The organism is Arthrobacter sp. JDC6, from assembly GCF_056484025.1.
Window position 1 is genome coordinate 1,080,510 of the sequence record NZ_CM151278.1, and the last position, 23,264, is coordinate 1,103,773.

The 23,264-nt window shown below is 66.7% G+C and carries 23 protein-coding genes; 16 read left to right on the forward strand and 7 right to left on the reverse strand.

Annotated features, from left to right (window positions below):
- Nucleotides 1–111: 111 nt before the first annotated feature.
- Both ACV095_RS05020 and ACV095_RS05025 read left to right on the forward strand, forming a co-directional pair.
- Entirely contained in the window at nt 112–717 is a 606-nt protein-coding gene (locus ACV095_RS05020; RefSeq protein WP_261377403.1) for a TetR/AcrR family transcriptional regulator, read from the forward strand.
- A 106-nt stretch (nt 718–823) separates the two neighbouring features.
- Nucleotides 824–1,525: an esterase/lipase family protein gene (locus ACV095_RS05025; protein WP_018768650.1), complete on the forward strand. Its 702-nt coding sequence runs from the start codon at nt 824–826 to the stop codon at nt 1,523–1,525.
- Here ACV095_RS05025 and ACV095_RS05030 read toward each other — a convergent pair.
- Nucleotides 1,494–2,621: a flavin-containing monooxygenase gene (locus ACV095_RS05030; RefSeq protein WP_478223045.1), complete on the reverse strand. Its 1,128-nt coding sequence runs from the start codon at nt 2,619–2,621 to the stop codon at nt 1,494–1,496. The genes ACV095_RS05025 and ACV095_RS05030 overlap by 32 nt on opposite strands.
- 148 nt (nt 2,622–2,769) lie before the next feature.
- On the opposite strand from ACV095_RS05030, the gene ACV095_RS05035 reads away from it, so the two are divergent.
- The 6 genes from ACV095_RS05035 (at nt 2,770) to ACV095_RS05060 (ending at nt 6,701) form a co-directional block, all read left to right on the forward strand.
- A complete protein-coding gene (locus ACV095_RS05035; RefSeq protein ID WP_478223046.1) occupies nt 2,770–3,423 on the forward strand; it encodes a TetR/AcrR family transcriptional regulator in 654 nt (217 codons plus the stop codon).
- Between the two features lie 155 nt (nt 3,424–3,578).
- Nucleotides 3,579–4,121, forward strand: coding sequence for an alternate-type signal peptide domain-containing protein (locus ACV095_RS05040; RefSeq protein WP_018768647.1), 543 nt, complete (start codon nt 3,579–3,581; stop codon nt 4,119–4,121).
- Nucleotides 4,122–4,196: 75 nt separating this feature from the next.
- Nucleotides 4,197–4,805 (forward strand): hypothetical protein, encoded by a 609-nt coding sequence (locus tag ACV095_RS05045; protein WP_478223047.1) that lies wholly within the window; start codon nt 4,197–4,199, stop codon nt 4,803–4,805.
- Nucleotides 4,795–5,439, forward strand: a complete 645-nt coding sequence (locus ACV095_RS05050) for a signal peptidase I (RefSeq protein WP_478223048.1) — start codon at nt 4,795–4,797, stop codon at nt 5,437–5,439. The genes ACV095_RS05045 and ACV095_RS05050 overlap by 11 nt, the downstream gene beginning before the upstream one ends.
- Entirely contained in the window at nt 5,440–5,934 is a 495-nt protein-coding gene (locus ACV095_RS05055) for a hypothetical protein (RefSeq protein ID WP_018768644.1), read from the forward strand.
- Between the two features lie 389 nt (nt 5,935–6,323).
- Nucleotides 6,324–6,701, forward strand: a complete 378-nt coding sequence (locus ACV095_RS05060) for a VOC family protein (protein WP_018768643.1) — start codon at nt 6,324–6,326, stop codon at nt 6,699–6,701.
- Nucleotides 6,702–6,836: 135 nt separating this feature from the next.
- On the opposite strand, the gene ACV095_RS05065 is transcribed toward ACV095_RS05060, so the two are convergent.
- Together ACV095_RS05065 and ACV095_RS05070 are read right to left on the reverse strand one after the other, a co-directional pair.
- Nucleotides 6,837–7,769, reverse strand: coding sequence for a phosphatase PAP2 family protein (locus ACV095_RS05065; RefSeq protein ID WP_056392974.1), 933 nt, complete (start codon nt 7,767–7,769; stop codon nt 6,837–6,839).
- Nucleotides 7,770–7,870: 101 nt separating this feature from the next.
- Nucleotides 7,871–9,085, reverse strand: coding sequence for an MFS transporter (locus tag ACV095_RS05070; RefSeq protein WP_478223049.1), 1,215 nt, complete (start codon nt 9,083–9,085; stop codon nt 7,871–7,873).
- A gap of 53 nt (nt 9,086–9,138) precedes the next feature.
- On the opposite strand from ACV095_RS05070, the gene ACV095_RS05075 reads away from it, so the two are divergent.
- The 6 genes from ACV095_RS05075 (at nt 9,139) to ACV095_RS05100 (ending at nt 14,726) form a co-directional block, all read left to right on the forward strand.
- A complete protein-coding gene (locus ACV095_RS05075) occupies nt 9,139–10,125 on the forward strand; it encodes an ABC transporter ATP-binding protein (protein WP_478223050.1) in 987 nt (328 codons plus the stop codon).
- 1 nt (nt 10,126) lies between these two features.
- Nucleotides 10,127–11,749 carry an ABC transporter permease gene (locus ACV095_RS05080; RefSeq protein ID WP_478223051.1) on the forward strand — a complete coding sequence of 541 codons (1,623 nt, stop codon included), beginning with the start codon at nt 10,127–10,129 and terminating at the stop codon, nt 11,747–11,749.
- Nucleotides 11,746–12,258, forward strand: a complete 513-nt coding sequence (locus ACV095_RS05085; RefSeq protein WP_134163956.1) for a GbsR/MarR family transcriptional regulator — start codon at nt 11,746–11,748, stop codon at nt 12,256–12,258. Before ACV095_RS05080 ends, ACV095_RS05085 begins: the two co-directional genes overlap by 4 nt.
- Complete coding sequence (gene corA / locus ACV095_RS05090) at nt 12,255–13,271, forward strand: magnesium/cobalt transporter CorA (RefSeq protein ID WP_018768637.1); 1,017 nt, start codon at nt 12,255–12,257, stop codon at nt 13,269–13,271. Before ACV095_RS05085 ends, corA begins: the two co-directional genes overlap by 4 nt.
- Before the next feature lie 69 nt (nt 13,272–13,340).
- Nucleotides 13,341–14,327, forward strand: coding sequence for an o-succinylbenzoate synthase (locus tag ACV095_RS05095; protein ID WP_478223052.1), 987 nt, complete (start codon nt 13,341–13,343; stop codon nt 14,325–14,327).
- A gap of 156 nt (nt 14,328–14,483) precedes the next feature.
- A complete protein-coding gene (locus tag ACV095_RS05100) occupies nt 14,484–14,726 on the forward strand; it encodes a hypothetical protein (protein WP_478223053.1) in 243 nt (80 codons plus the stop codon).
- 34 nt (nt 14,727–14,760) lie between these two features.
- Here the strand turns inward: ACV095_RS05100 and ACV095_RS05105 are convergent, their stop codons facing one another.
- Complete coding sequence (locus ACV095_RS05105; protein ID WP_478223054.1) at nt 14,761–15,933, reverse strand: serine hydrolase domain-containing protein; 1,173 nt, start codon at nt 15,931–15,933, stop codon at nt 14,761–14,763.
- 301 nt (nt 15,934–16,234) lie between these two features.
- On the opposite strand from ACV095_RS05105, the gene ACV095_RS05110 reads away from it, so the two are divergent.
- Together ACV095_RS05110 and menD are read left to right on the forward strand one after the other, a co-directional pair.
- Entirely contained in the window at nt 16,235–18,301 is a 2,067-nt protein-coding gene (locus tag ACV095_RS05110) for a PhoX family protein (protein ID WP_478223055.1), read from the forward strand.
- A gap of 191 nt (nt 18,302–18,492) precedes the next feature.
- Entirely contained in the window at nt 18,493–20,250 is a 1,758-nt protein-coding gene (gene menD / locus ACV095_RS05115; RefSeq protein ID WP_478223418.1) for a 2-succinyl-5-enolpyruvyl-6-hydroxy-3-cyclohexene-1-carboxylic-acid synthase, read from the forward strand.
- A gap of 117 nt (nt 20,251–20,367) precedes the next feature.
- Here the strand turns inward: menD and ACV095_RS05120 are convergent, their stop codons facing one another.
- The 3 genes from ACV095_RS05120 to ACV095_RS05130 are packed head-to-tail and all read right to left on the reverse strand — an operon-like array spanning nt 20,368 to nt 23,092.
- Complete coding sequence (locus tag ACV095_RS05120) at nt 20,368–21,144, reverse strand: amino acid ABC transporter ATP-binding protein (RefSeq protein ID WP_018768631.1); 777 nt, start codon at nt 21,142–21,144, stop codon at nt 20,368–20,370.
- Nucleotides 21,141–22,103, reverse strand: a complete 963-nt coding sequence (locus ACV095_RS05125) for an amino acid ABC transporter permease (protein ID WP_018768630.1) — start codon at nt 22,101–22,103, stop codon at nt 21,141–21,143. The genes ACV095_RS05120 and ACV095_RS05125 overlap by 4 nt, the downstream gene beginning before the upstream one ends.
- Nucleotides 22,104–22,138: 35 nt before the next feature.
- A complete protein-coding gene (locus ACV095_RS05130; RefSeq protein ID WP_478223056.1) occupies nt 22,139–23,092 on the reverse strand; it encodes an ABC transporter substrate-binding protein in 954 nt (317 codons plus the stop codon).
- Nucleotides 23,093–23,264: the final 172 nt, after the last annotated feature.

A 23,264-nucleotide genomic window follows, 5' to 3' on the forward strand; every position in this document is an offset into this window, starting at 1 on the left:
GGTTCCCTTAGCTTCATATTTAACGGGGTCGGATCCGATGTGACGGATCGTTCTCATTAGTTTGTGACGGATCGATCCGTCTGTCAAACTAAAGGCGGTACATTTTTTGGCTTGGGTTTTGGAAGGGTGGGGTTTGCCGTGGCGCGCAAGAGCGGCGAGGAGAACCGGCGCAATGTGCTTGAGGTGGCCACGCGCCTGTTCTACCAGCGGGGAATCCGCGCGGTCGGGATGGATACGGTGGTCAAGGAATGCGGGGTGGGAAACGCCACCATTTACCGCCAGTTCCCCACCAAGGACGCTCTCGCCACAGCGTTCGTTCAGGGACGCGCGGACGCCTGGTTCGAGCGGATGCGGCAGGCGGCCGGGGAACGCGACGACGCCCGGGAGAAACTCACTGCCGTTTTTGAGGTGTTGGCCGGAGATACCGCCGGTGCTACCTACCGCGGCTGCCCGATGCTGAACACGAACACCGAGTTCCCGGAGGGCAACCACCCGGCCCATCTGGTGGCGGCAGCGCACAAGCAGCAGGTGCGGGACTGGTTCCAGTCGCTGGCAGCCGACGCCGGTGCGCAGGACCCTGGCGAGCTGGCCGAGGAGTTGCTCATCGTCCTCAACGGGGCCTATGCAACAGGCGCGGTTCTCGACGGTGCCCGCTACGGCAAGCGTGCTCTGAACCTGGCCCGGCGCCTCGTGGACGACGCCTGCACCCAGCGCTAGTCACGGTGAAGCTGGTCGGGGCTAATACGCCAGGTCCAGCTGCGGCTCCACTTTCCCCCGGGCCGTCATTGCGGGAAGTGTCGCAGGAGCGCGTTATTCTCGACACATGAGTGATCCCGGCGCTGAAGCCCGCATCAGCCCGCTGCAAAAAGCCGTGTGGTGGGCGCAGGACTATGTTTATGCCGCGGGCTGGCAGGTCCGCGGATTCCTGTCGCGCGTGCAGCCGGAGTCCTTCCGCAACGGCACCCGGCAGCCCGTGCTGATCATTCCCGGCGTGTACGAAAACTGGCAGTTCATGATGCCGCTCATCCAGGCCATCCACGACGCCGGGCATCCCGTGCACGTGGTCACGGTGCTGCAGCGCAACAAGATGAAGGTCCCGGACGCTGCAAAGCTGGTGGCCCAGCACCTGGAGGAGGCGGGACTGCGCGATGCCATCCTGGTGGCGCACAGCAAGGGCGGCCTGATTGGGAAGTACGCCATGCTGTCCCTGGACCCGGAGCACCGGATCGACCGGATGATCGCCGTGTGCGCACCGTTTTCCGGCTCGCGCTACGCACGGTACATGCTGCTGCCCAGCCTCCGGATCTTCTCGCCGCGCAACGCCCTGACCCTCCAGATGTCCCGTGAACTGACCATCAACAGCCGCATCACGTCCATCTACGGGCCGTTTGATCCGCACATTCCGGAGGGGAGCGTCCTTCCCGGGGCCACCAACATTGAACTCCCAGTGGCGGGACACTTCAGGATCCTGGGCGACCCCGGAACCGCGCGGATCATTGTGGAGCAGCTGAACCTTCCGGCCTGACGCCGGCCGGTGCCTGTGTTGCCGTGGATGCCCTGGTTGCTGCGATGCGCTTGGCGATGAACGCTGCGTCCGTGCCTACGCCGTGGACCATGGAGGACGCCAGCGACTGCTGGAAGATGGCGCCCAGGAAGTAGAGCCCCGCCTGCGCCCTTGCGACGCCGCGGTCCTGCTCCGGCTCGCCGTCCGGGCCGAACACTGGCAGACGGATCCACTCCAGCGCGGGCCGGAAGCCGGTGCACCACATGACGTTGGCGACCTCAAGGGTCCGGCCGTCCGCCAGCAACGGGCGGCCGTCCCTGACGCCTTCCGTCCTGGGGACGCGTTCGACGCCGGCACGCACCAGGTCCCGGTTTTTCACCCTGACCAGTGGTCCGCTGTGCGCAAGGATTTGTGGGCGGGCCTTGCGGCCCATCGGCGTGTTGAGCGTCAGGACGTGGGAGAAAGCGAAGAAGACCGCGAGGGTCAGTGGCCTTGCTGCCACGGCGTCGATGGGCCAAGGAATCTCGCCGGGATGCCTGCCGGAGAGATATGTCGTGCGGCTGGTGGCCAGCTCCAGGGCAATGTCCGCGCCCGAATTGCCCGCGCCGACCACCAGGGCCGGGCCCGGGGCGAGGTCTTCTGGGTTCCTGTAGCTTGCCGCCGTGAACTGCTGGATGTCAGGGTTGAGGTGATGTGCGAATGCCGGAACTTTTGGCTTCCGGTCCCAGCCGGCGGCGACCACCACGTTGTCCGCCTCGAACTGCCGGCCGCTCTCGGTTTCAATGACGAAGTGATGTCCGCTGCGGCTGAGGCTGGTGACCCGGACGTTGTTCCGGATCGGCAGCGCGAATCTTTCCGCGTAGCTGCTCAGGTAACCGGCAAACTCCTCCCGGGACGGGTAGGACCACGGGGGAGCCGGGTAGCGGCTGCCGGGAAGGGCGTCGTACCGGGCCGGGGTGAACAGCCGGAGGGAGTCCCAGCGGCTGCGCCAGCTGTCCCCGGTACTGGCGTTCTCATCCAGGATGACGTAGGGACGCTTGAGGCGGGACAGGTGGTAGCCCATGGCCAAACCCGCCTGGCCGCCGCCGATGACGACCGTATCGAAGTGCTCTGACATGACGCCTGCCCTTCCGCCCCGGACTGCTGTGAGCCTGCCACGGCGTTGCGGCTTTTGCCGCCGCCTTGCGGGTTCGCTACTGCCTGTCCGGGCTTCCTGCTAAGATTCATCCGAATATACTTCGGATGAAATTAGGGTAGGCCTCCCGATGGATGCAGTCAATGCCCCGGCCCGCCGCTATCACTCGCCGCTCCGGAAGGAACAGGCGGCGGCCACCCGCGACGCTGTGTTGGCTGCTGCCCGTGAACTTTTTGTGGGGGAGGGCTACCGTTCCAGCACCGTGGCCGGCATCGCACGGAGGGCTGGCGTCGCCGTCGACACCATCTATGCCACCATCGGCCGAAAACCGGACCTCCTGCGGGAAGTGGTGGAAACGGCCATCTCCGGGACCGGCCAGGCGGTGCCCGCCGAGCGCCGCGACTATGTAATCCGAATGCGGGAGGCGAAGGCTGCAGCCGAAAAGATTTCCATATACGCCCATGCTCTGGCCCGCATCCAGCCGCGCCTTGCTCCGGTATACGTGGCGTTGCGCGATGCCGCCGGCACGGATCCCGACTGCGCAGCACTGTGGAAGGAAATCTCGGACCGGCGCGCGGCCAACATGCTGAAGTTCGTTGAGGACCTTGCCTCCACCGGGGAACTGCGGACGGACCGGCCTGCCGAAGAGCTTGCCGACGCCGTATGGAGCATGAACGGGCCCGAATACTGGGTGCTGCTGGTGGACCAGCGCGGGTGGAGTCCGGAACGGTTCGCAGACTGGCTGACCGATGCCTGGTGCCGGCTATTGCTGGAGCAGAAATAAGCTGCATTCCGATAGAAGTGCAGGTCAGGTGCTGGTTGAAATTTCAAATAACTTGAGCTTTCGTTGACGTTTTACCCCCTCACTTCCTGAGCTTGGCACGGCAATGTTGTCCCCAGCTAGACAAAACGCACACACAAAAAGTCTGAGGGGACATCATGAAGAACAGCACTCTGATTAAGGGAACCGCAGCCATCGCCGTTGGCGCAGCACTGTTGCTGGGCGGCGGGGGAACCCTGGCCAACTGGAACGCGGAGGCAATTGCGGCTCCGGGAACCATCGTTGCCGGTGACTTGAACGTTGCCAAGACTGCATCCGGTGTTTGGAAGGACCGTGCGGGCACCACGATTGCCGACATCAGCACCTACAAGGTGGTCCCGGGCGACAAGCTCACCTTCACCCAGGATCTGACGGTAACCCTGGTCGGCAACAAGATGGCCGCCAACGTGGCAACCACTGGCATCACCGCGACCAACGGCTTCACGACCGCCAACGTGTCTGTGACTGGTCCGGCTCTTACCGTTGCCGGCGCGCCCGTAGCCAACCCCCTGCTGCCGACGGGTTCAGCCCAGACGGTCACCGCGACAATCACCTTTGAGTTCCTGTCCAGCACTGCCGGCCGCGCGGACACCACAGCGAATTACAACTTCAACAACGTGGCGTTCCAGCTGACCCAGGTGACCCAGACCGGTCTTTCCTAGCCTTGCGCAGGCGGGTGGCCTCAAGGTCACCCGGCTGGATTGACCGAAGCCCGGAATCAGGACCCAGGAGGAACCATGCGCACCAAGCGCAGGCTGCAGGCGGCAGCGCTGACCGCCGTTGCAGTGGTCCTGGGACTGTTCACCGTTCAGGGAACCTACGCGTTGTGGAGCGCGGCGGCATCAGCCTCCCCTGGGACCATCACGTCGGCGTCGTTCGATACGGCGCTGACGGCGGTCAACACGGGACAAACAACCACAATGACCCTTGCTGACGGTTCGGCTGCCACCTTGACCCTTTCTCCCGCAGGGACACTGGGCCCGGGCACCTCGGTCTACGGCGGCGTGGTGGTCACCAACAACACCAACGCCGGCGGCCAGTTCAACACGGCGATCACGGCAGGCCAGCCCACCATCGCAAACGTCAGCGGCGGAACCCTCGCCGGTTACGTCACCGTCAACGCGAAAACTGCGGCTTCCTCCGCGGAATGCAGCACCGCCACAGGCTTCGCGTCAATCAGTACCGCAGGGCTTGTCTCGCCCACGGTTGCCAAAGGCGGTTCCACCGTCTTCTGTTTCCAGGTGAGCCTGAGCACCAGCGCCCCCTCCACAGTGAAAGGACAGGCAGTGAACATCTCGCTCCAACTCACCGCACGTCAGCTCTGCGGGGTGCCCAGTGGCTGCTGACCTGACCGAACGCCTGCTGGGCGGCGAAGCCGACCCGACAGAACCGCGGAGCGGGACTCCGGCAACCACCCGGCAGCGTGGACGAAGGCGCACTGCCGCCTGGGCCGTCGTCGGACGTTTCCTGAGCATGGCAGCCATGCTGGTGTCACTGTTCGCCGCCCTGGTCCTCATCGTGGTTCCGGCGGCGACGGGTTCGCAGACCTACACGGTGCTGACCAAATCCATGGCGCAGAAGTACCCGCCGGGCACGTTCATGGTGATGAAACCTGCCCCGTTTGATGAGCTGAAATATGGTGACGTCATCACTTTCCAGCTCTACTCAGGCCGGCCCGATGTGGAGACGCACCGGATCGTGGGGTTCGGGTCCACCCAGCAGGGCGAGAAGACACTGATCACCAAGGGCGACAACAACGGCGCCAACGATGAGAACCCCGTCCGCGCCATCCAGGTCAAGGGCAAGCTGTTCTACGCAGTCCCGTACGTGGGTTTCGTGGCCAACTTCCTGGGGAATTCCGACCGTGGGACCTGGACAGTCATCGCTGCCGTGGCACTCATCGGCTACGGAGCCATCACCGTGTACAGGTCGGTCCGCAAGACCCGTTCCCGGGACAACGCGGCCGCCGGGGCGCAGTAGATGGCACGGATCCGGAATGCTCCCGGTGCGGGCCTCGCCGTCGGGGCCTTCATCCTCACGGTGCTGCTGGGCATAGGCGGCGCCTCGGCCTCGGCCCTCTGGCAGCAGAGCGCCACGGCCACCATGACCGTCACTGCCTCCGGCGCGTGGCCGAACCAGTTCTCGGGATTCACCTGCACCAATGACAACCCGCGGCAAACCGCAACCTTGTCAGCGGTGGGGACGACGGCGCCAACGACACTTACCTACGCCGCACTCCAGTCGAACGGCACGTATGGGCCCTCCTACAACGAGTCCGTAAGCCTGGGAACAACCAGCACCATCACCCTGACCATCAACTCGCAGATCGTGCTGGCCAACAGGACCACCACCCCACTGACCATCCGTGTCACAGCGACATACGCGAACCAGGTGCAGACCACCGCGTCAGCCACCGTGTCACTGGAACAAGGAAACAACAGCAACAAAGTCACCTGCTTGTCCACAACCTTCTAGGCGCCGGTCCACCGCCAGCCCGACGGAAGAAGGCGCCGCTGCTAACACCCCCCACGCAGCGGCGCCGCCTCCCGCCGGGCTGGGGCTTGCCCGTCCAGCGGTGGTTCTGCCCGCCCTCGTCACGACGCGCATATTCACTTTCGACCCGCAGTTACCTTTGCGCCCCGGATATTTGGGCCGCGGAGGGGAGTATCCGTGTCGAGAACAACCCTGCGCGTCGAGAACAACCCTGCGCGTCGAGAACAACCCTGCGCGTCGAGAACAACCCTGCGCGTCGGGAAAGGCGATGCGCGTCGAAGGTGAGTTCCCGCGCGAGGTGCGTGCCGCCGTCGTGCCTTCCGGTCCGTGTCCGCCCGCACGCAGCCGCGGCCCGTCCGTACACTGGCACCATGTCATGCCGTATCAGCGAACTGGTCCTGAACTGTGCCGACCCGGAACTGCTTGCGCGGTTCTGGAGCGGGGTCCTGGGTTATGTGGAGATCGACCGGGAGGATGGTGCGATTGAGATCGGACCGCCCGATGCCGGCTTTGGCGGTCTGCAGCCCACCATCTTCCTGAGCCCCAGCAGCAATCCGCGGGTGGGGAGGCTTCCGCTGCATATCGACGTCAACCCCGTGGACCGGGACCAGGACGCGGAGCTGGAACGCCTGCTGGCCCTCGGCGCACGGCCGGCCGACGTGGGGCAGACCGGCGACGAGCAGTGGCACGTGCTGCAGGACCCGGAAGGCAACGAGTTCTGCCTCCTGCGCAAGCGGCTCGATCCCTGAGACCTCCGCCGGAGAGGCTGCAAGCGGGAGAACAGTGGGGGTACCGGGCGGCGCCCACTTCAAGACGCCGCCCGGGCACCTGCAACTATCCCGGGCATGGCTCAAGCCAGGGGGTATCAATTCCTCAAGATTTGCTCAAAACCCCGCTGCCGGCGGCCGCTCCGTGCTACTGGGCGCGTCCCGCCGTCGTGCCGCGTAGGCGAACAGGGAGGTTGTGGCAACGGTGGCCAGGTATCCCGCGATCACAATCAGGGAGATGCCTGCCCAGAAGTAGTTGGTGGTGCTGGCCTCCTGCCACGGACTGGGCGCAATCCGGATCAACGAATACACCGCCACCACGGCCGAGGCCAAGCCGATCAGCACCGGCAGCGTAAGCCAGATCCGGGCGGATCCCACATGCTCGCCGAACCCGTCCCATTCGTTCCATGAACCACGGCGGAGGATCAGCCAGCCGGCAGGGATCATGAACGCCCCCACCAGCAGGAAGGCTGCCACCACGTCGGCGGGCCGGTGCCATTGGTTGATCAGCGTGGACACCCCCGAGGCGATGGCAAAGGTGCCGCCAATGAAGCCGGCCATGGGGCGCCAGCGCGGCGACGCCATCAAAAACACCGCAGCCGCCGCGGACGCGGCCAGAGTGGTATGCCCCGACGGCAGCGAATTCAGCTCCAGCGTCAACACGCCTTTGTCCGGGCGCGGCGGCAGGAGGTCCTTCAGTACCTGGGTTGCCACGTTGGCGCCGATGCACGCGGCCACGGCGATCCCTGCCTCCGTCCAGTGCCGCCGGATCACCGTCACAAAAAGGACCACGACGGCGGCCATCACCAGCGAGATGGTGGGCAGCAGGTCCAGGAACCGGGTGGCGGCCTTGCCGGCGGGGCCGTGGATCTCCACGGCCTCCACCAGCGCGGACTCGTCAATGAACTGTCCGGTGGTGGTCTGGACGAAGAAGTAGTAGGTGGCAACCAGCCCGGCAATGCACGCCAGGGTGGACAGCACGAACAGGAACGCCGAGCCCGGGGCAGGCCGGGCCGGGGTCCTGGTGGGTAGTTGCCGTGAAGAAGTCATCGCGGTTAAGGGTGACACAGAAAGCTGGAAGACCTCTCAAGCGTTGAAACTGGCTCGCACTAACTGTCGTTTTCAGGGCTCAAAACGACAGTTACTGCGAGCTAGTTGGGCCGCGGGGGGTTGATTGGGCCGCGGTGGGTGGGTTGGACCGGGTCCAGCCGGGGGATGGCCGCCGCGGCCACCAGCAGTCCCAGCACACCCAGCCCGAACGGAAGCGCCGTGGCCGTGGCGATGCCGCCCACCAGCAGCGGCCCGCCGGCGTCGCCCAGTTCGCGTCCCAGTTCCGCCGAGCCCATGGTCCTGCCCATCCGCTCGGGGGGCGTGGTGTCCGCCAGGTGGGCGAAACCGAGGGGGGTCACCGTGCCGATCCCGACCCCGATGAACGCCGCGGCAACGAAGATGGTGACCACTCCCGGGGCGGCCGCCACCAGGCCGACGCCCGCGGCAATCAGCAGCAGGCCCGTCGTCGTGCCCCTGTTGTCCGTGACGGCGTGCCGGTCCCGCAGCCGCCCGATCCACGGCTGGGTCAGCACCGAGCCCAGCGCCACCACGCTCACCGCCGCCGTCCCGGCGAAGGCGTCCAGGCCGTGCCGGGTGGCCAGCGCCGGAAGGAAGCCGACGGCGGCACCCAACGCACCCGTTGAGGCGGCCAGCACCAGCGTGGGGACCAGGAACCGGCGCTCGCCCACCTGCCGCGCCAGGTCCAGCACCGTGTACCGCTTCCGCGACAGCGGCGCCAGATGCGGCACGGACACCAGCACCCATACCGCAGTGACAGCGGCCAGCGCCGACAGCGTGCCGAACAGCAGCGGGAAACCGCCGGCCAGGATCAGCCCCGCGCCCAGCGGTGGGCCGATGATGTATCCCAGGCTCTTCCAGGACCCGTACCGGCCAAAGTAGGTGCCGGCCTTCCCGCCGCGGGCCATCCTTGCCACCATGGCGGACGACGCCGGCGAGAAGGCCGACGCCGCCGCGCCCTGTCCCAGCCTGGCCAGGGCAAGGATCAGCTGGTCAGCTGCGCCAAGGCCGATCAAGGACAGGGCGGCAAAAGCGAAGAGGCCGCCGACGACGACGGGTTTGGCGCCGATCCGGTCGCTGAGCGCACCGAAGACGGGCTTCAGGAAGACCTCGGCAACGTCGTAGAGGGCCAGCAGGATGCCCAGGTTCAGCAGGGTCAGCCCGATGTTTCCGCTCTGCGCGCCCAGCCCGGCCGCGATGCTGTGGGCACCGAAAGCGGTGACGAACCCCGCGGCATACAGCGGTGCCGAGGACGAGCTGGCGGCCTTGCCGCTGGACTGGGGGTGGCCGGTGCTCATAGTGGGGACTTTAGTACCTTCACAAATTTGTGAAAACTTCGAAGACTTGAACCATGAACACCGTTGTCCACACAGCGAACCTGCACAAGCACTTTGGGCACGTCAAGGCCCTTGACGGCCTCGACCTGGAAGTCCAGCGCGGTGAGATCCACGGTTTCCTGGGTCCCAACGGCGCCGGGAAATCCACCACCCTGCGCATCCTGCTGGGGCTGGCCAGGCCCACGTCCGGCTCCGCGTCCGTCCTGGGTTTTGAGCCCTGGACACAGGCGGTGGAGCTGCACCGCCGGCTGGCCTACGTTCCCGGCGACGTCCGGCTCTGGCCCAACCTCTCCGGCGGGGAAACCATCGACCTGCTGTCCCGGCTGCGCGGCGGCACCGCCGACGGCGGTGCGTACAGGCGTCGAAAGGACCGGCTGTGCCAGGTCTTCGACTTCGATCCCGCCAAGAAGGGACGCGCCTACTCAAAAGGCAACCGGCAAAAAGTGGCCCTGATCGCGGCCCTCGCCACCGAAGCCGAGGTGTACCTGCTCGACGAACCCACCAGCGGCCTTGACCCGCTCATGGAGGAGGTCTTCCGCAGGGAGCTGCTCACCGCCGTCGACCGCGGAGCCACCGTGCTCCTCTCCAGCCACATCCTCTCCGAGGTGGAGGTGCTGTGCCACCGGGTGAGCATCATCCGCGCGGGCAGGATTGTCGACGGCGGGACGCTGGACTCCCTGCGGCACCTCACCAGGTCGGAGGTGTCGTTCGCCGCTGACGGTTTGGACCCCGAGGCCCTGGCCCGCCTGGGGGCTGTGCATGACCTGACGGTCGACGCCGGGCGGATCCGGTTCAGCGCCGACACCGACCGGATCGCGGAGGTGCTTCCCGCCCTGGGCGCCCTGGGCGTTCAGGGCCTGACGATTGTTCCGCCGTCCCTGGAGGAACTGTTCCTGCGCCACTACGGCGACAGCGCCGGTACCGCCGGGCCACAGGCTGATGCGCCCGACGGCGGACATGGCTCCCGGCGCCACCTGCTCGGCGCGAGGGGGCGGGCCTGACATGGCCGTCCTCCTGATCCTTTGGGGCCAGCGGCTGCGCCGGGACCGCTGGCAGCTGGTGAGCTGGGTGGCGGCCATCGGGGCGTTCGCCTGGTTCGCAGCCGCCGCAGTGACCCAGACCTACGGCAACGTGGTCAGCCGCACGGAAATCCTGCAGGTGGCCATCGCCACGCCCGCCATCCTGATGCTGCGCGGCCTGCCCCGTGGCGCCGACCAGGGGGCCTTCACGTTCTTCCTGATCTACGCGTTCCTTGCCCTGCTGGCAGGCCTGATGAGCACCTTCCTGGCGGTACGCCACACCCGGGCGGACGAGGAGACGGGGACGGCGGAACTGGTGGCCGCCACGCCTGCCGGCCGCCTGCTGCCCAATACCGCCACCCTGCTGCACGGCGTCACAGCCAACATCCTGGTGGCGCTCGCGGTGTTTGGCGGATTCGCCGCCCAGGGGCTGGACGCGCAGGGTGCCCTGACCGCCGGGGCCGCAGCGGGCGCCGCCGGCCTCGCCTTCCTTGGCGTGGGACTGCTGGTGGCCCAGTTCATGGGGACTTCGCGCGGTGCGAACGGGGTCTCGGCCGCGCTGGTGGTCCTGGCCTATGTCCTGCGTGGGATCGGGGACGCCACCGGAACGCCCGGCGCCGACGGGACCACTATGACTGAAGGGGCTGCCAGCTGGTTCTCACCGATCGGCTGGGGCCAGCAGACGTTCGCGTTCTCCGGCAACCGCACCTGGCCGCTGCTGCTGCCGGTGGGGCTCGCCGCCGGCTGCCTCGCGGCCGCCTGGCTCATCCTCCGCACGCGGGACAGCGGGGCCAGCGTCTGGGGTGCCAGGCCGGGACGCGCCGCCGCCCGGCCGGGGCTGCGAAGCCCCGTGGCCCTGGCGCTGCGGCTGCAGTCCGGGTCAATCATCGGCTGGGGGTTCAGCGGCCTGGCCCTCGGGCTGCTGGCGGGGTCGCTGGGAAAGGCGATTGCCGCCGTCGACACCCCTGACACCAACATCACTGCCGTGATGCGGGCCATGCTCCAGTCGCAGGGCACATCACTGACCCAGCTCATGGTGTCGGTACTCTTCTCGATGGCCGGGGTCCTGGCGGCGGCGTGCGCCCTCCAGGCGGTGATCAGGCTGCGGCAGGAGGAAGCCGCCGGAACCGCCGAACTCCTGCTGGCCGCACCGGTGGGCCGGGTCCGGTGGCTGGCCGGCTACCTGCTGCTGGGCGCGGGGGCCGTGGTGCTGGTGGTGGGTCTGGCCGGGGTGGGGGCGTGGGCCACGCTCACCGGTTCCGGGGATACCTCAATGCCGGCCGATGCGCTGTGGGAAACCGCGCTGGCCCAGCTGCCCGCAGCGTTGATCTACCTTGCCGTTCCGGCGCTGGTGTTCGTCCTGTGGCCTGCCGGGACCACCGCCACCAGCTGGGCGTTGCTGGCCCTGGGCGTGATGCTGGGAATCTTCGGGGGCATGCTGGGGCTGGACCAAAGCCTGCGCGACCTGTCCCCGTTCACCCACACACCGGTACCGCACGGGGACGCCACGGACTGGAGCGGCGCATGGTGGATGCTGGCCATCGCCGCGGCTGCCGCCGCGCTGGCCATTGCGGGCATGCGGCGGCGGGAAGTGGGGTCGGCATGAGCACCCGAGCTGAGGTGGCGGCTGCCCGGGACACGCTGGCCGCCGCGGCTTCCACCGCCGCCGCTGCCGAAATAACTGCCGCTGCCTTCGCCGCCGCCGGTTTCCCCAAGATGCCGGCACGGACCCTGCTGGCACTGGTGTCCTCCGAGCAGGGGAGCCTCACGGCTGCGGAACTTTCGGAGCGGCTGGGGGCCAGCGCCGCGGCGGTCTCCGGGGCTGTGCGGTACCTGCAGACGGTGGGCTTCGTCCATCGCGTCTCCCAGCCCGGCAGCCGCCGCGACCTCTACGCCCTGCATGAGGACGAGTGGTACGTGGTGTCCATGCGGAACAGCCCCATCTACGAAAAGCTGGCGGCCCTGACCGACGCCACGGCGGAAACCCTCCCGGAGGGATCAGCGGCCCGGGCCCGGGTGGCGGACATGGCCCGGTTCTACCGGTTCCTCAATGCGCGGATGCCGGCCCTGCTGGACGACTGGGAGCGCGAACGGGCCAGGGAGGCCACGCCGTGACCATCATCGACAACGCCGTGTACGTGAACGGGCTGCGCACCGAGGACCCGGAAGACCTTGACGAGACCTACTTCCTGCTCCGCCAGCGGGAGGGGATGGCGTGGATAGGGCTGTACCGGCCTGACGCAGAGGAACTGCAGTCCGTCGGCGAGGAATTCGACCTCAACGCGCTGGCCATCGAGGACGCACTTGCCGGCCACCAGCGGGCCAAGCTGGAGCACTACGGCGAGTGCCTGTTTTTGGTGCTGAGGCCAGCCCGGTACCGTGACGACGAGGAAAGGGTGGACTTCGGCGAGATCCACGTCTTCGCGGGCGACGAGTACGTGGTCACCGTCCGGCACGCCGAGTCCCCGGATTTGGCCAAGGTCCGCCGCCGGATGGAGTCGATGCCGGAATTCCTGGCCCTGGGACCGGACGCGGTGCTCTACGGGATCCTGGACCAGGTGGTGGACGAATACGAGCCGGTGGTGGCGGGCCTGGAAAACGACATCGACGAAATTGAGGATGACCTGTTCGGTGCGGATCCGGACGTATCCCGCCGCATCTATGAACTGTCCCGGCAGGTCATCACCTTCCAGCGGGCCACGAGTCCGCTGGCGGGGATACTGCAGGCCCTGATCGCCGGGGCCCCGGACCGCGAACAGTCAACCGAGCTTCGGGACCACTACCGCGATGTCCTGGACCACGTCCTCAGGATCAATGAACGCGTGGCATCCTTCCGGGCCCTGCTCCAGAACGCGCTCGCCGTCAACGCCGCCCTCGTGGCCCAGCGGCAAAACGATGAAATGCAGCGGATGACAGAGTCCAGCTTTGAGCAGAACGAGCAGGTCAAGCGCATCTCCTCCTGGGCTGCCATCCTGTTCGCCCCCACGCTGGTGGCGTCCATCTACGGCATGAACTTCGTCAACATGCCCGAACTGGCGTGGACCTATGGCTACCCCTATGCGCTGGGTGTGATGGCGGCCATGGGGCTGGCCCTTTACCTGGCGTTCAAGCACAACAAGTGGATCTGACGTCCTTCGCTGGCCCTGCGCCTCCTCGACGCGCAAAATTCGCAGTGAGGTGCGGCTACAGTAAACGGCATGCTTGACGAACTCCTGGCCAGCGCGCATGTGGTCAGCCTGCCCATGCGCGTGAAGTTCCGGGGCATCATGGAACGCGAGTCCCTCCTGCTCCGCGGGCCGGCGGGCTGGGGCGAGTTCTGCCCCTTTCCCGAGTATGGCGACGCCGAGGCATCGCACTGGCTGGCCGCCGCCATCGAGGCGGGCTGGCAGGGGTTCCCGGCCCCGCTGCGGGACAGCATCCCGGTGAACGCCACCGTGCCGGCTGTCTCCGCGGACCGGGTGCCCGACGTCCTGGCCCGGTTCGGCCGCGTGGACGCCGTCAAGGTCAAGGTGGCGGAGCAGGGCCAGTCGCTTGACGACGACGTCGCCCGGGTCCGTGCCGTGCGCGCCGCTTTGCCGGACGCGGCCATCCGCGTGGACGCCAACGGCGGCTGGGACGTGCCCGGCGCCGTGGAGGCGTTGACCCGGCTGGCGCCTGTTGGGCTGGAATACGCAGAGCAGCCGGTGCCTTCCATCGAGGGCCTTGCCGAGGTCCGGTCCCGGCTTCGGGACGCCGGGACGCCGGTGTTGATCGCGGCCGACGAAAGCGTCCGCAAGGAAACCGATCCGCTCCGGGTGGCCCGGGCGGGCGCGGCGGACCTGATCGTGGTCAAGGTGGCACCGCTTGGGGGAGTGCGGCGCGCCCTGGACATCGTGGCACAGGCCGGACTCCCCGCCGTCGTCAGCTCCGCGCTGGACACCTCCATCGGCATCCGCGCGGGCCTTGCCCTCGCCGCCGCCCTGCCCGAGCTGCCCTACGCCTGCGGCCTGGGAACGGTGTCGCTGTTTGACTCGGACATCACCACGGACCCCCTAGTGGCCGACGACGGCGCCATCGGCCTGCGCGACGTTGCCGCCGACGCCGGGCTGCTTGAGCGGTTTGCGGCTCCCGCGGACCGGCGGGACTGGTGGCTGGACAGGCTCCGCCGTGTCCACGCCCTCCTCACCCGAGCGACTGCTGAGTAGCTGCCGTTTTCACGCCCCAAACGGCAGTGCCGGCATTGGATGTCGCTGCAGGGTGGCGTCCTGCGGGTGATTGCCGGAGGGTTGCGTGGCTCCTATCATGGTTCCACCGGTTCCTCCCTGCACCGAACAGGGACGTTATTTAAGGTCGCGAGTGCCATGGTGAAGATACCTTTCAGGCATCAGGCGGATGAATCGAAAAAGCGGGAAAACTCCGGGGAGCATCACCGGCTGCACCTGGCGGAATGGCTGAGGCGGGAGGACGAGGGCATCGAGCGTGCCTCCAGCAGTATCTTCCTCAGCAGCCATGACCGGCCACTTGCCCCGCAACGGACCTGCATCCAGGGGCATGAGATCCTGCCGGGGGAGGACCTCTGCTCGCACGGGCATCCCGTGGGTTGAGGAAGACGGCCACCAATCGGGGAGTGTTGTTTCCTCATTTGGCCGGCGCGCACAGCCGGTCAAGGGCCTCGTTAAGGGTTGACTCGATTTGGCCGACCAGGAGTTCGCGCATGTTCTGGGTGGACTCATCCTCCAGCTCTGTCGGAAGCGGCGGGGTGGTGACGGTCATCGCGGCCTGGTAGCGCCCGTCGCTGCTGCTGATCGCCACAGTCTGATAGTCCCAGAAGAGCCCCCTGCCCGCGTAGCGCGGCTGGGGCGAGCAGCCATCTGCGTGTTCCCAGAGGCCCAGCCCGTACGGCGAGAAGACGGTCTTCGCCGTCATCGCGCCCAACGACGCGGCGGAGATTGCCCGGCCCTGGAAAAGGGCCGCCATGAAGTGGTTCATGTCCTCCACTGTCGAAACGGCGCCCACGGCCGGCGAACCGGCACTGAAGATGTTGTCAGTGGTATCGATCCGGTCACCCCGGAGGGTCACATAGCCGTGGAGAAGCCCGGATTCGAGCGGGTCGAGGTGGTCCAGGGTGGTGCTCTTCAAACCAAGCGGACCAAAGATCTCCTCACGCATGACGCTGGTGAAGGGCTTATGCCGCAGTTCCTGGATAAGCAGTCCGAGTGCGAGGTAGTTCGTGTTCGAGTACCTAAAGGAGCCGACGCTGGACCCATCCCACGGGAGGGTGCGGGCCAGCTGCAAACCCCGCTCCATCGTCATCGTCCGGGAAACACTTGGGCGGAAGTCGACGTCGCGCGGCAACGCATCGTTGGCCTCCGGCATGCCAGACGTGTGGCTGAGCAGCTGTCTCACCGTGATGGGGCCCGGAGGATTGAGTGCTGTGAAGCCGGGGATGACATCGTTTACGGGGTCGTCCAGGCCGATGGGGTGGTCGTCGACGAGTTTGAGTACTGCCACGGCCGTCATCGTTTTGGTGACGCTGGCGATCTGCACACGGTCGGTGGCCTGTGCCGGGGTCCTCGTTTCAAGGTCGCGCATGCCAAAGGCCTTGGACCACTCACCTTCCGGCCATTTGACCTGCACGACGGTGGCCACCGCGCCGTCGTTCATGAACAGCTTCACCTGGTTCTCAAGGGAACCGAAGGGGTTGGGGGAGCTTGGGGAGGGGACGGGCTCGTCCGGGGTGTAGGTGCAGCCGGTCACGGCGAGGACGGCGGCGAAGACCGCCCGCCGCCAGGCAGGTCTGTTCGTGCTCATGCCGGGGCATCCGCTCTGGACAGGGTGACGTGTTTGGGCCGCCTGCAGCGCCGTGTCCGGCCAAACCTCTGATGGCGCCGTCCGCCCAGCACTCCAATTTTAAGTCCGCCCACCGCCAGCGGGAAGCAGCCGCGGCATGCTCAGCCAACCCACGGAACGGGCGGTACCACCTGCATTGACGGATGAAACGTTCCTGCAGGTCACGGGCGGTTCACCATAACTTCATCCAATTGATGGCTTCCTGTAGGAACCGGCTGGAAGGGTGATCGGGCACCCCAGCGAGAATTCTTGGAAGGTTCCCATGTCTGAAACTGCCCGCAAGTTCACCCTGCTGCCCATGCTCGGCCATACCAAGGGCAAGCGCAGCCCCGTCACCTGCGCGCTCAAGTGCGACAACGCCTGCGCCGGTGACGTCTGCAACACCAGCTCCAACAGCTACTTCCGCGACATCGCCTCCGCCACCCTGTCCCGCCGCGCCGCCCTGGGCATGGGAGCCGCCGGTGCACTCGCCGTCGTCCTCGGTTCCGCGGTGAGCTCCGCCGAACCCGCCTCCGCTGCGGGCCTGTCCAAGGCCGCCAAGGAAGGCTTCGGCAACTCCAAGCTGCAGTTCACCGCCATCAAGCCCGTGGACAAAGCCGTCGACGCCTTCACCGTTCCGGAAGGTTTCACATGGCAGCCGATCATCCGCTGGGGCGACCCGCTGTTCGCTGACTCGCCGGACTTCGACCTCAACAACCAGACTGCCGCAGCCCAGGCCCGCCAGTTCGGCTACAACAACGACTACACGGACATCGTGGAAATCCCGGGCAGCAAGGGCCGCCGCGCGGTACTGTTCACCAACCACGAATACACCAACGAGAACATCATGGTCCCGGCCGGCTACGACGCCGCCGAAACCCGTGCCATCGGCCGCGCAGCGCACGGCCTGGCCGTGGTGGAACTCGAGCGCAAGAACACCACCAAGCCGTGGAGCTACGTCAAGGGCGCCCCGCTGAACCGCCGCTACCTCTCCGATACCACCTTCGAACTGACCGGCCCCGTCGCCGGCTCGGCCCTCGTCAAAACCGTCGCCGATCCCTCCGGCCGCGCCATCAAAGGCACGTTCGGCAACTGCTCCGGCGGCACCACCCCCTGGGGCACCATCCTCTCCGGCGAGGAAAACTTCAACGGCTACTTCGTGGCCGGCGGCACTTCCGCCAGCGACAAGCGCTACGGCCTCACCGCCAAGCCCACCGCCCGCAAGTGGGAGCTGGACGATCCCCGCTTCGACACCCGCAACGCCGGCTACGAAAACGAAACCAACCGCTTCGGCTGGATCGTGGAAGTCGACCCCTTCGACCCCACCTCAACGCCCAAGAAGCGCTCCGCGATGGGCCGCTTCAAGCACGAGGGTGCCAACGTGATCGTGGCCGAATCCGGTCACGTGGTGGCCTACATGGGCGACGACGAGAAGTTCGACTACCTCTACAAGTTCGTCTCGGCGGAGAAGTACCGTGAGGGCGACCGCAGGCACAACATGGACCTGCTGTCCGAGGGCGATCTGTACGTCGCCAAGTTCACCGGCAACTCGCCCGCCGCGGAAATCACCGGAACCGGGGCGCTTCCCGCCGACGGCGCGTTCGACGGCACCGGCGAATGGCTGCCCCTGGTGGTCGGCGGCAAGTCCGCCGTGCCCGGCATGTCCGTCGAGGAGGTCCTGGTGTACACCCGACTGGCCGCGGACAAGGTGGGACCCACCAAGATGGACCGGTGCGAGGACGTCCAGCCCAGCCTGCACACCGGCAAGGTCTACGTGGTCTGCACCAACAACTCGGACCGCGGCACCGGCACCAAGGAGGGCGCCACCGAAGTCAACCCGCGCACCCAGAACCGCGACGGGCACATCGTGGAAATCACCGAAACCGGCGACCAGACCTCCACCAAGTTCAACTGGACCCTCCTGATGGTCTGCGGCGACCCCGCCCAGGGCGACGTCACGTACTTCTCCGGCTACCCGGCGGACAAGGTCTCGCCCATCTCCTGCCCGGACAACGTGGCCTTCGACTCCGTGGGCAACCTCTGGATCTCCACCGACGGCGCGCCGTCCGGCATCGGCTACAACGACGGCCTCTTCAAGGTCACCTTGGACGGCGCCGAGCGCGGCAAGGTGGAGCAGTTCCTCTCCGTTCCCCGCGACGCCGAAACCTGCGGCCCGGTCATCCACGACGACGAGCGCATGGTGTTCGTCTCCGTGCAGCACCCGGGCGAGGAAGGCACCTTCGAGGCGCCGCACTCCTACTTCCCGGACTACGTCCCGGCAGGCACGACGCCGGCACCCGGCCAGGTGCGCGCGCCCCGTCCCGCGGTGGTCCAGGTGTTCCGCGGCTAGTCTTCCTTAAGACTGGAAACGCCCGCTCACCTTTGACGGGTTTTCTGGAAACGCCCGCTCACCTTTGACTCCTAATGGGGCCCGGAGGTGAGCGGGCGTTTGGTTTTGGGCGACCAAAGGTGAGCGGGGGTTGGGAGATTGTTTGCCATACATGAGCGGGCGTCGCGGGGTGGCAGACTGGTTGGGTGACTTTGCCGAACGAACCTGCCCCGGAGGCCACCCCTGGATTCCCTGACGGGGATGACCCGGAAGCCCAGTTGAGCGCCCTGGCTGCGGCGCGGATCGCCGTCGACGTCCTGCTCGACGGCGGTGTGCGGCACGTGGTGGTATCGCCTGGTTCCCGGTCGGCCCCCATGGCGTACGCCCTGGCCGAGGCCTCCGCGGCTGGCCGGGTGGACCTGCTGGTCCGGATCGACGAACGGTCCGCCGGGTTCACGGCCCTGGGCCTGGCCCTGTCCACCGGCTCGCCCGCAGCCGTGCTCACCACGTCCGGGACCGCCGTCGGAAACCTGATGCCGGCGGTGATGGAGGCCAACCACGCCGCCGTCCCGCTCATCGTCCTGTCCGCGGACCGGCCGGAGGAGCTGCGCGGAACCGGCGCCAACCAGACCACCGTGCAGCCGGACCTGTTCGGTGACCAGGTCCGGTTCGCGGCCGACATACCCGCCGGAACCAGTCCGGAGCGGGCCATTCAAACCGGGCTTTCCGCGGCAACCGGCGCCTTCCCGGACCTGCCGCCGGGCCCGGTCCAGCTGAACCTCGCGTTCCGCGACCCCCTGGTCCCGTCCCCCGAAGAAGGTCTGCCGGAAGCGGTGGAACGGACGCGCTACCGGGTGGGCACCGAGCCCCTGGTCATGAACCTGCCCCCGGCAGCGGACAGCCTGCCGGAGCGGCGCACCGTGGTGCTGGCAGGGCACGACGCCGGGCCGGTCGCCGAGGCGTTCGCCCGCGCCCACAACCTGCCGCTGCTCGCCGAACCGTCCTCCAATTCCCGGTTCGGACCCAACGCCGTGGGCCCGTACCGGCTGCTGCTGGAGCATTTCGGACCCAGCTCGGCGCAGCCGATTGAGCGCGTGGTGCTGTTCGGCCGGCCCACCCTGTCCCGTCCCGTGGCCGCGCTGCTGGCCCGCGACGATGTTGAATCCGCCCTGTACCAGCCGGTTCCGGTCGCATGGTACGAGCCTGGCCGGCGCACCGAGCTGCCGCTGGAGAACCTGGCCGACCTTGCCGATTTCGCCGGCCGGGGCACCTCCGCCTGGCTGGACACCTGGCTCCTCGCCGGCTCGGCTGCCCAGCATGCCCTGGACCAGGTGGTCTCCGCAGAGGCCGCCGCCACCGGCCCCTCCGTTGCCTCACAGGTCTGGAAGCATGCACGCGGCCAGCTGCTGCTCGGGTCCTCCAATGGCATCCGGGATGTGGACCTGGCCGGCGTGCCCGCCACTGATCCGTCCGCCACCGTCTACGCAAACCGGGGCCTTGCCGGGATCGACGGCACCATTTCCACAGCAACCGGCATTGCGCTGGGCGGCCGGCAGGAGACCACCGCCCTCATGGGCGACGTGACCTTCCTCCATGACGCCGGCGGACTCCTCCTCGGCGCGGGGGAGGAGCAGCCGGACCTGCGGATCGTGGTCCTCAATGATTCCGGTGGCGCCATCTTCGGGCTGCTGGAGCACGGGGGAATCCAGGAGGGCGGCCGCTACGGGGACGTCGTCGAGCGCCTCTTCGGTACGCCGCACTCAGTGGACATCGCGGCACTCGCCGCAGCGTACGGCGTCGCACATTCACTGGTAAGTACGACGGCGGGACTCGCCGAAGCGCTGGCCCGGCCTGTGCAGGGGCGCAGCATCGTGGAGGTCCGGACGGACCGCCGGTCGCTGCGGCAGCTCCACGCCCGCATCAAGGAAGCGGTGGCCGCGGCAGTTGAGGGCGTGCTGGCCAGCCGGTAAGCGCTGGGGGGCGTGCGCACGTCCTCGACCCACATATTCCCTCTGGAAGCACAAATTCCCTGGCGCTACCGAGATAACGGCAGCGCCAGGGAATTTGGGCTTCGAAAGCGGACGAAGCTACAGCACGCGGCTGAGGAACTCCTTGGTGCGCGCATGCTGCGGGTTGGCGATGATCTCGCGGGGATCGCCCGACTCCACCACCACGCCGCCGTCCATGAAGGTCAGGGTGTCGCCCACTTCGCGGGCGAAGCCGATCTCGTGGGTCACCACGATCATGGTCATGCCGGACTTTGCCAGGTCCTTCATCACGTTCAGGACGTCGCCCACCAGCTCCGGGTCCAGGGCCGAGGTGGGCTCATCAAAGAGCATGAGCTCAGGCTCCATGGCCAGCGCCCGGGCGATGGCCACGCGCTGCTGCTGGCCGCCGGAAAGCTGGGACGGGTAGTGGCCTGCCCGGTCGCCCAGTCCCACACGGTCCAGCAGCTCAAGCGCCCGCTTCTGGGCCTCGGCCTTCGGCTGGCCCTTCACATGCACCGGTGCTTCCATGACGTTCTGGAGCGCGGTCTTGTGCGGGAACAGGTTGAACCGCTGGAACACCATGCCGATTTCCCGGCGCTGGGCGGCGATTTCCTTGGTCTTGAGGTCGTGGAGCCGGCCGTTGACCTCGCGGTAGCCGATCAACTGACCGCCCACGGAAATCCGCCCGGCACTGATCGTTTCCAGGAGGTTCACGCAGCGCAGCATGGTGGACTTGCCGGAACCCGAAGGCCCGATCACCACGGACACCTCGCCCTGTTTGACGGTCATGTCGATGCCCCGCAGCACGTGGTGGTGCCCGTAGTACTTGTGGAGGCCCTCGATCTGGACCAGCGGCTTTTCTGCTGTGATCGTCATCGTGCGCTCTCCTCGGGGAAGTCCGTCTTCATTGACCGGTGTGCATCGGCACCGGCCGCGGCAGCCTTGGCAGCAGCCGGGTTGACACCGGCTGCGGGGGCCTGGTTGTCCACGCCCCTGCCGTAGTAGGCCTCGATGAAGTGCTGACCCACCATCAGGATGCTGGTGATTACCAGGTACCAGATGGCTGCCACGATCAGCAGCGGCACGGGCAGATATGTGCGGTTGGCCAACGCATTGGTGGCAAATGTCAGGTCCAGGGTGAACGGGACCGCCAGGACCAGCGAGGTGGTCTTCAGCATGCCGATGGTTTCGTTGCCGGTTGGCGGCACGATCACCCGCATGGCCTGTGGCAGGATGATCCGCCACATGATTTTGCCCTTGGACATGCCCAGCGCCTCGGCGGCTTCCTGCTGGCCCCTGTCCACGGACTTGAGGCCGGCGCGGAAGATCTCCGCCAGGTAGGCGGATTCGTTGAGACCCAAACCGAGGATGGCAGCCACCGTGGCAGTGATGACTGCGGAGGTGTCCAGGCTGAAGAATTCAGGTCCAAACGGAATGCCCGCACTGATCTTGGGATAAAGGACCGAAATCAGGCCCCACAACACCAGCTGGGTATAGACGGGTGTGCCGCGGAAGAACCACACCCAGACCCAGCTGGACCAGCGGAATATGGGGTTGTCGGACTGGCGCATGAATGCCAGCAGGATGGCCAGGACGATGGCCAGGACCATCGAGGCCACGGTAAGCAACAGCGTCCAGCCCACACCCTGGACCACCTTGACGTCCAGGATGTAGGTGCCCACAACGTCCCAGCGGAAGTTGGGGTTGGTGAACAGGCTCTGCAGGAACACTGCTACGACAGCGAGGATGATGAGGGCGCTGATCCACCGGCCGGGGTGGCGCACCGGCACTGACTTGTTCAGTACCGGCGCATCCCGGTGTTGAGGGTGTTCCATATGCACGCCTGACTTGTCGTCGGTAACGCGAAAACTCAAGACTTGACCGCCGGGTTGACCTCGGACTTGGTGATGGCGCCCTCAGAGTTGCCCCAGCCCTCAAGGATCTTCTTGTAGGAGCCGTCCTCCATCAGCTTGGTGACGGCTTTCTGGATGACCTCAGCCCAGGCGGTGTCAGCCTTGGCCACGGCGATGCCCTGCGGAGCGGAGTCATAGACGTCGCCCAGCTTTTCCAGCTGTCCATTGGTCTGGGTCAGCGCGTAGCCGATGATGGGGGAGTCGGCGGTCATGGCGTCGATGCTGCCGTTCACCAGTCGGGTGGTCACATCCGTCTGGTTCTTCAGGGTGACGATGTCAATGGGCTTCTTGCCGTCCGCGACGCACTTCTTGTTGCGGTCCGAAAGATCCGGGTCTTCCTGGACGGTCCCGGTCTGCACACCGATGGACTTGCCGCAGACATCGTCCAGGGAGAACTTCTTGGGGTTGCCCTTCTGCACGGCCCAGGCGGTGCCGGCGTTGAAGTAGCTGACCATGTTCACGGCGCCCAGTCGCTCCGGGTTGATGGTGAACGAGGAGATGCCCAGATCGTACTTGGGGCCGAGGGCCGGAAGGATGCCGGTGAATTCGGCAGTCTGGACCTGGACCTTGAGGCCCAGCGTGGCGCCGATGGCCTTGGCGATGTCCACGTCGTAGCCCACGGGAGTCTGGCCGTCCGGACCCAGGAATTCGGCCGGTGCGTAGCTGGTGTCGGAGCCTACCGTGATGGTGCCCTTGGACTTGATGGTGTCCGGGACCATGGCAGCGAGGGCGTCGTCCTTCTTAACCGTGGACGGATCAAAGCTCGCGCTGGCCTTGCCTGAGGACGTGGCCGCGCCGGAGGGACCCGTTTCCGAGGCGTTCGTGCATGCTGAGAGGGCCAGGGCGCTGATGGCGATCATGGTGGCAGCGGTCAGCTTGGAAGTGCCCAGGAGGGTACGGGGAGTCTGCATTTCTTACCTTTTGTTGCAGGGGCTATGAGGTACTAACGCGGCTTATAGTGTAACGCTCAACAAGAGAGGTACGTCACACGCAACTAAGTTTCACTATTGGATAACTGTAGCGGGGGCAAAAGCAAGCCTTTAGGAGCGGGAAGAGTCTGTGATCCCAGACTTCGTACCCAGT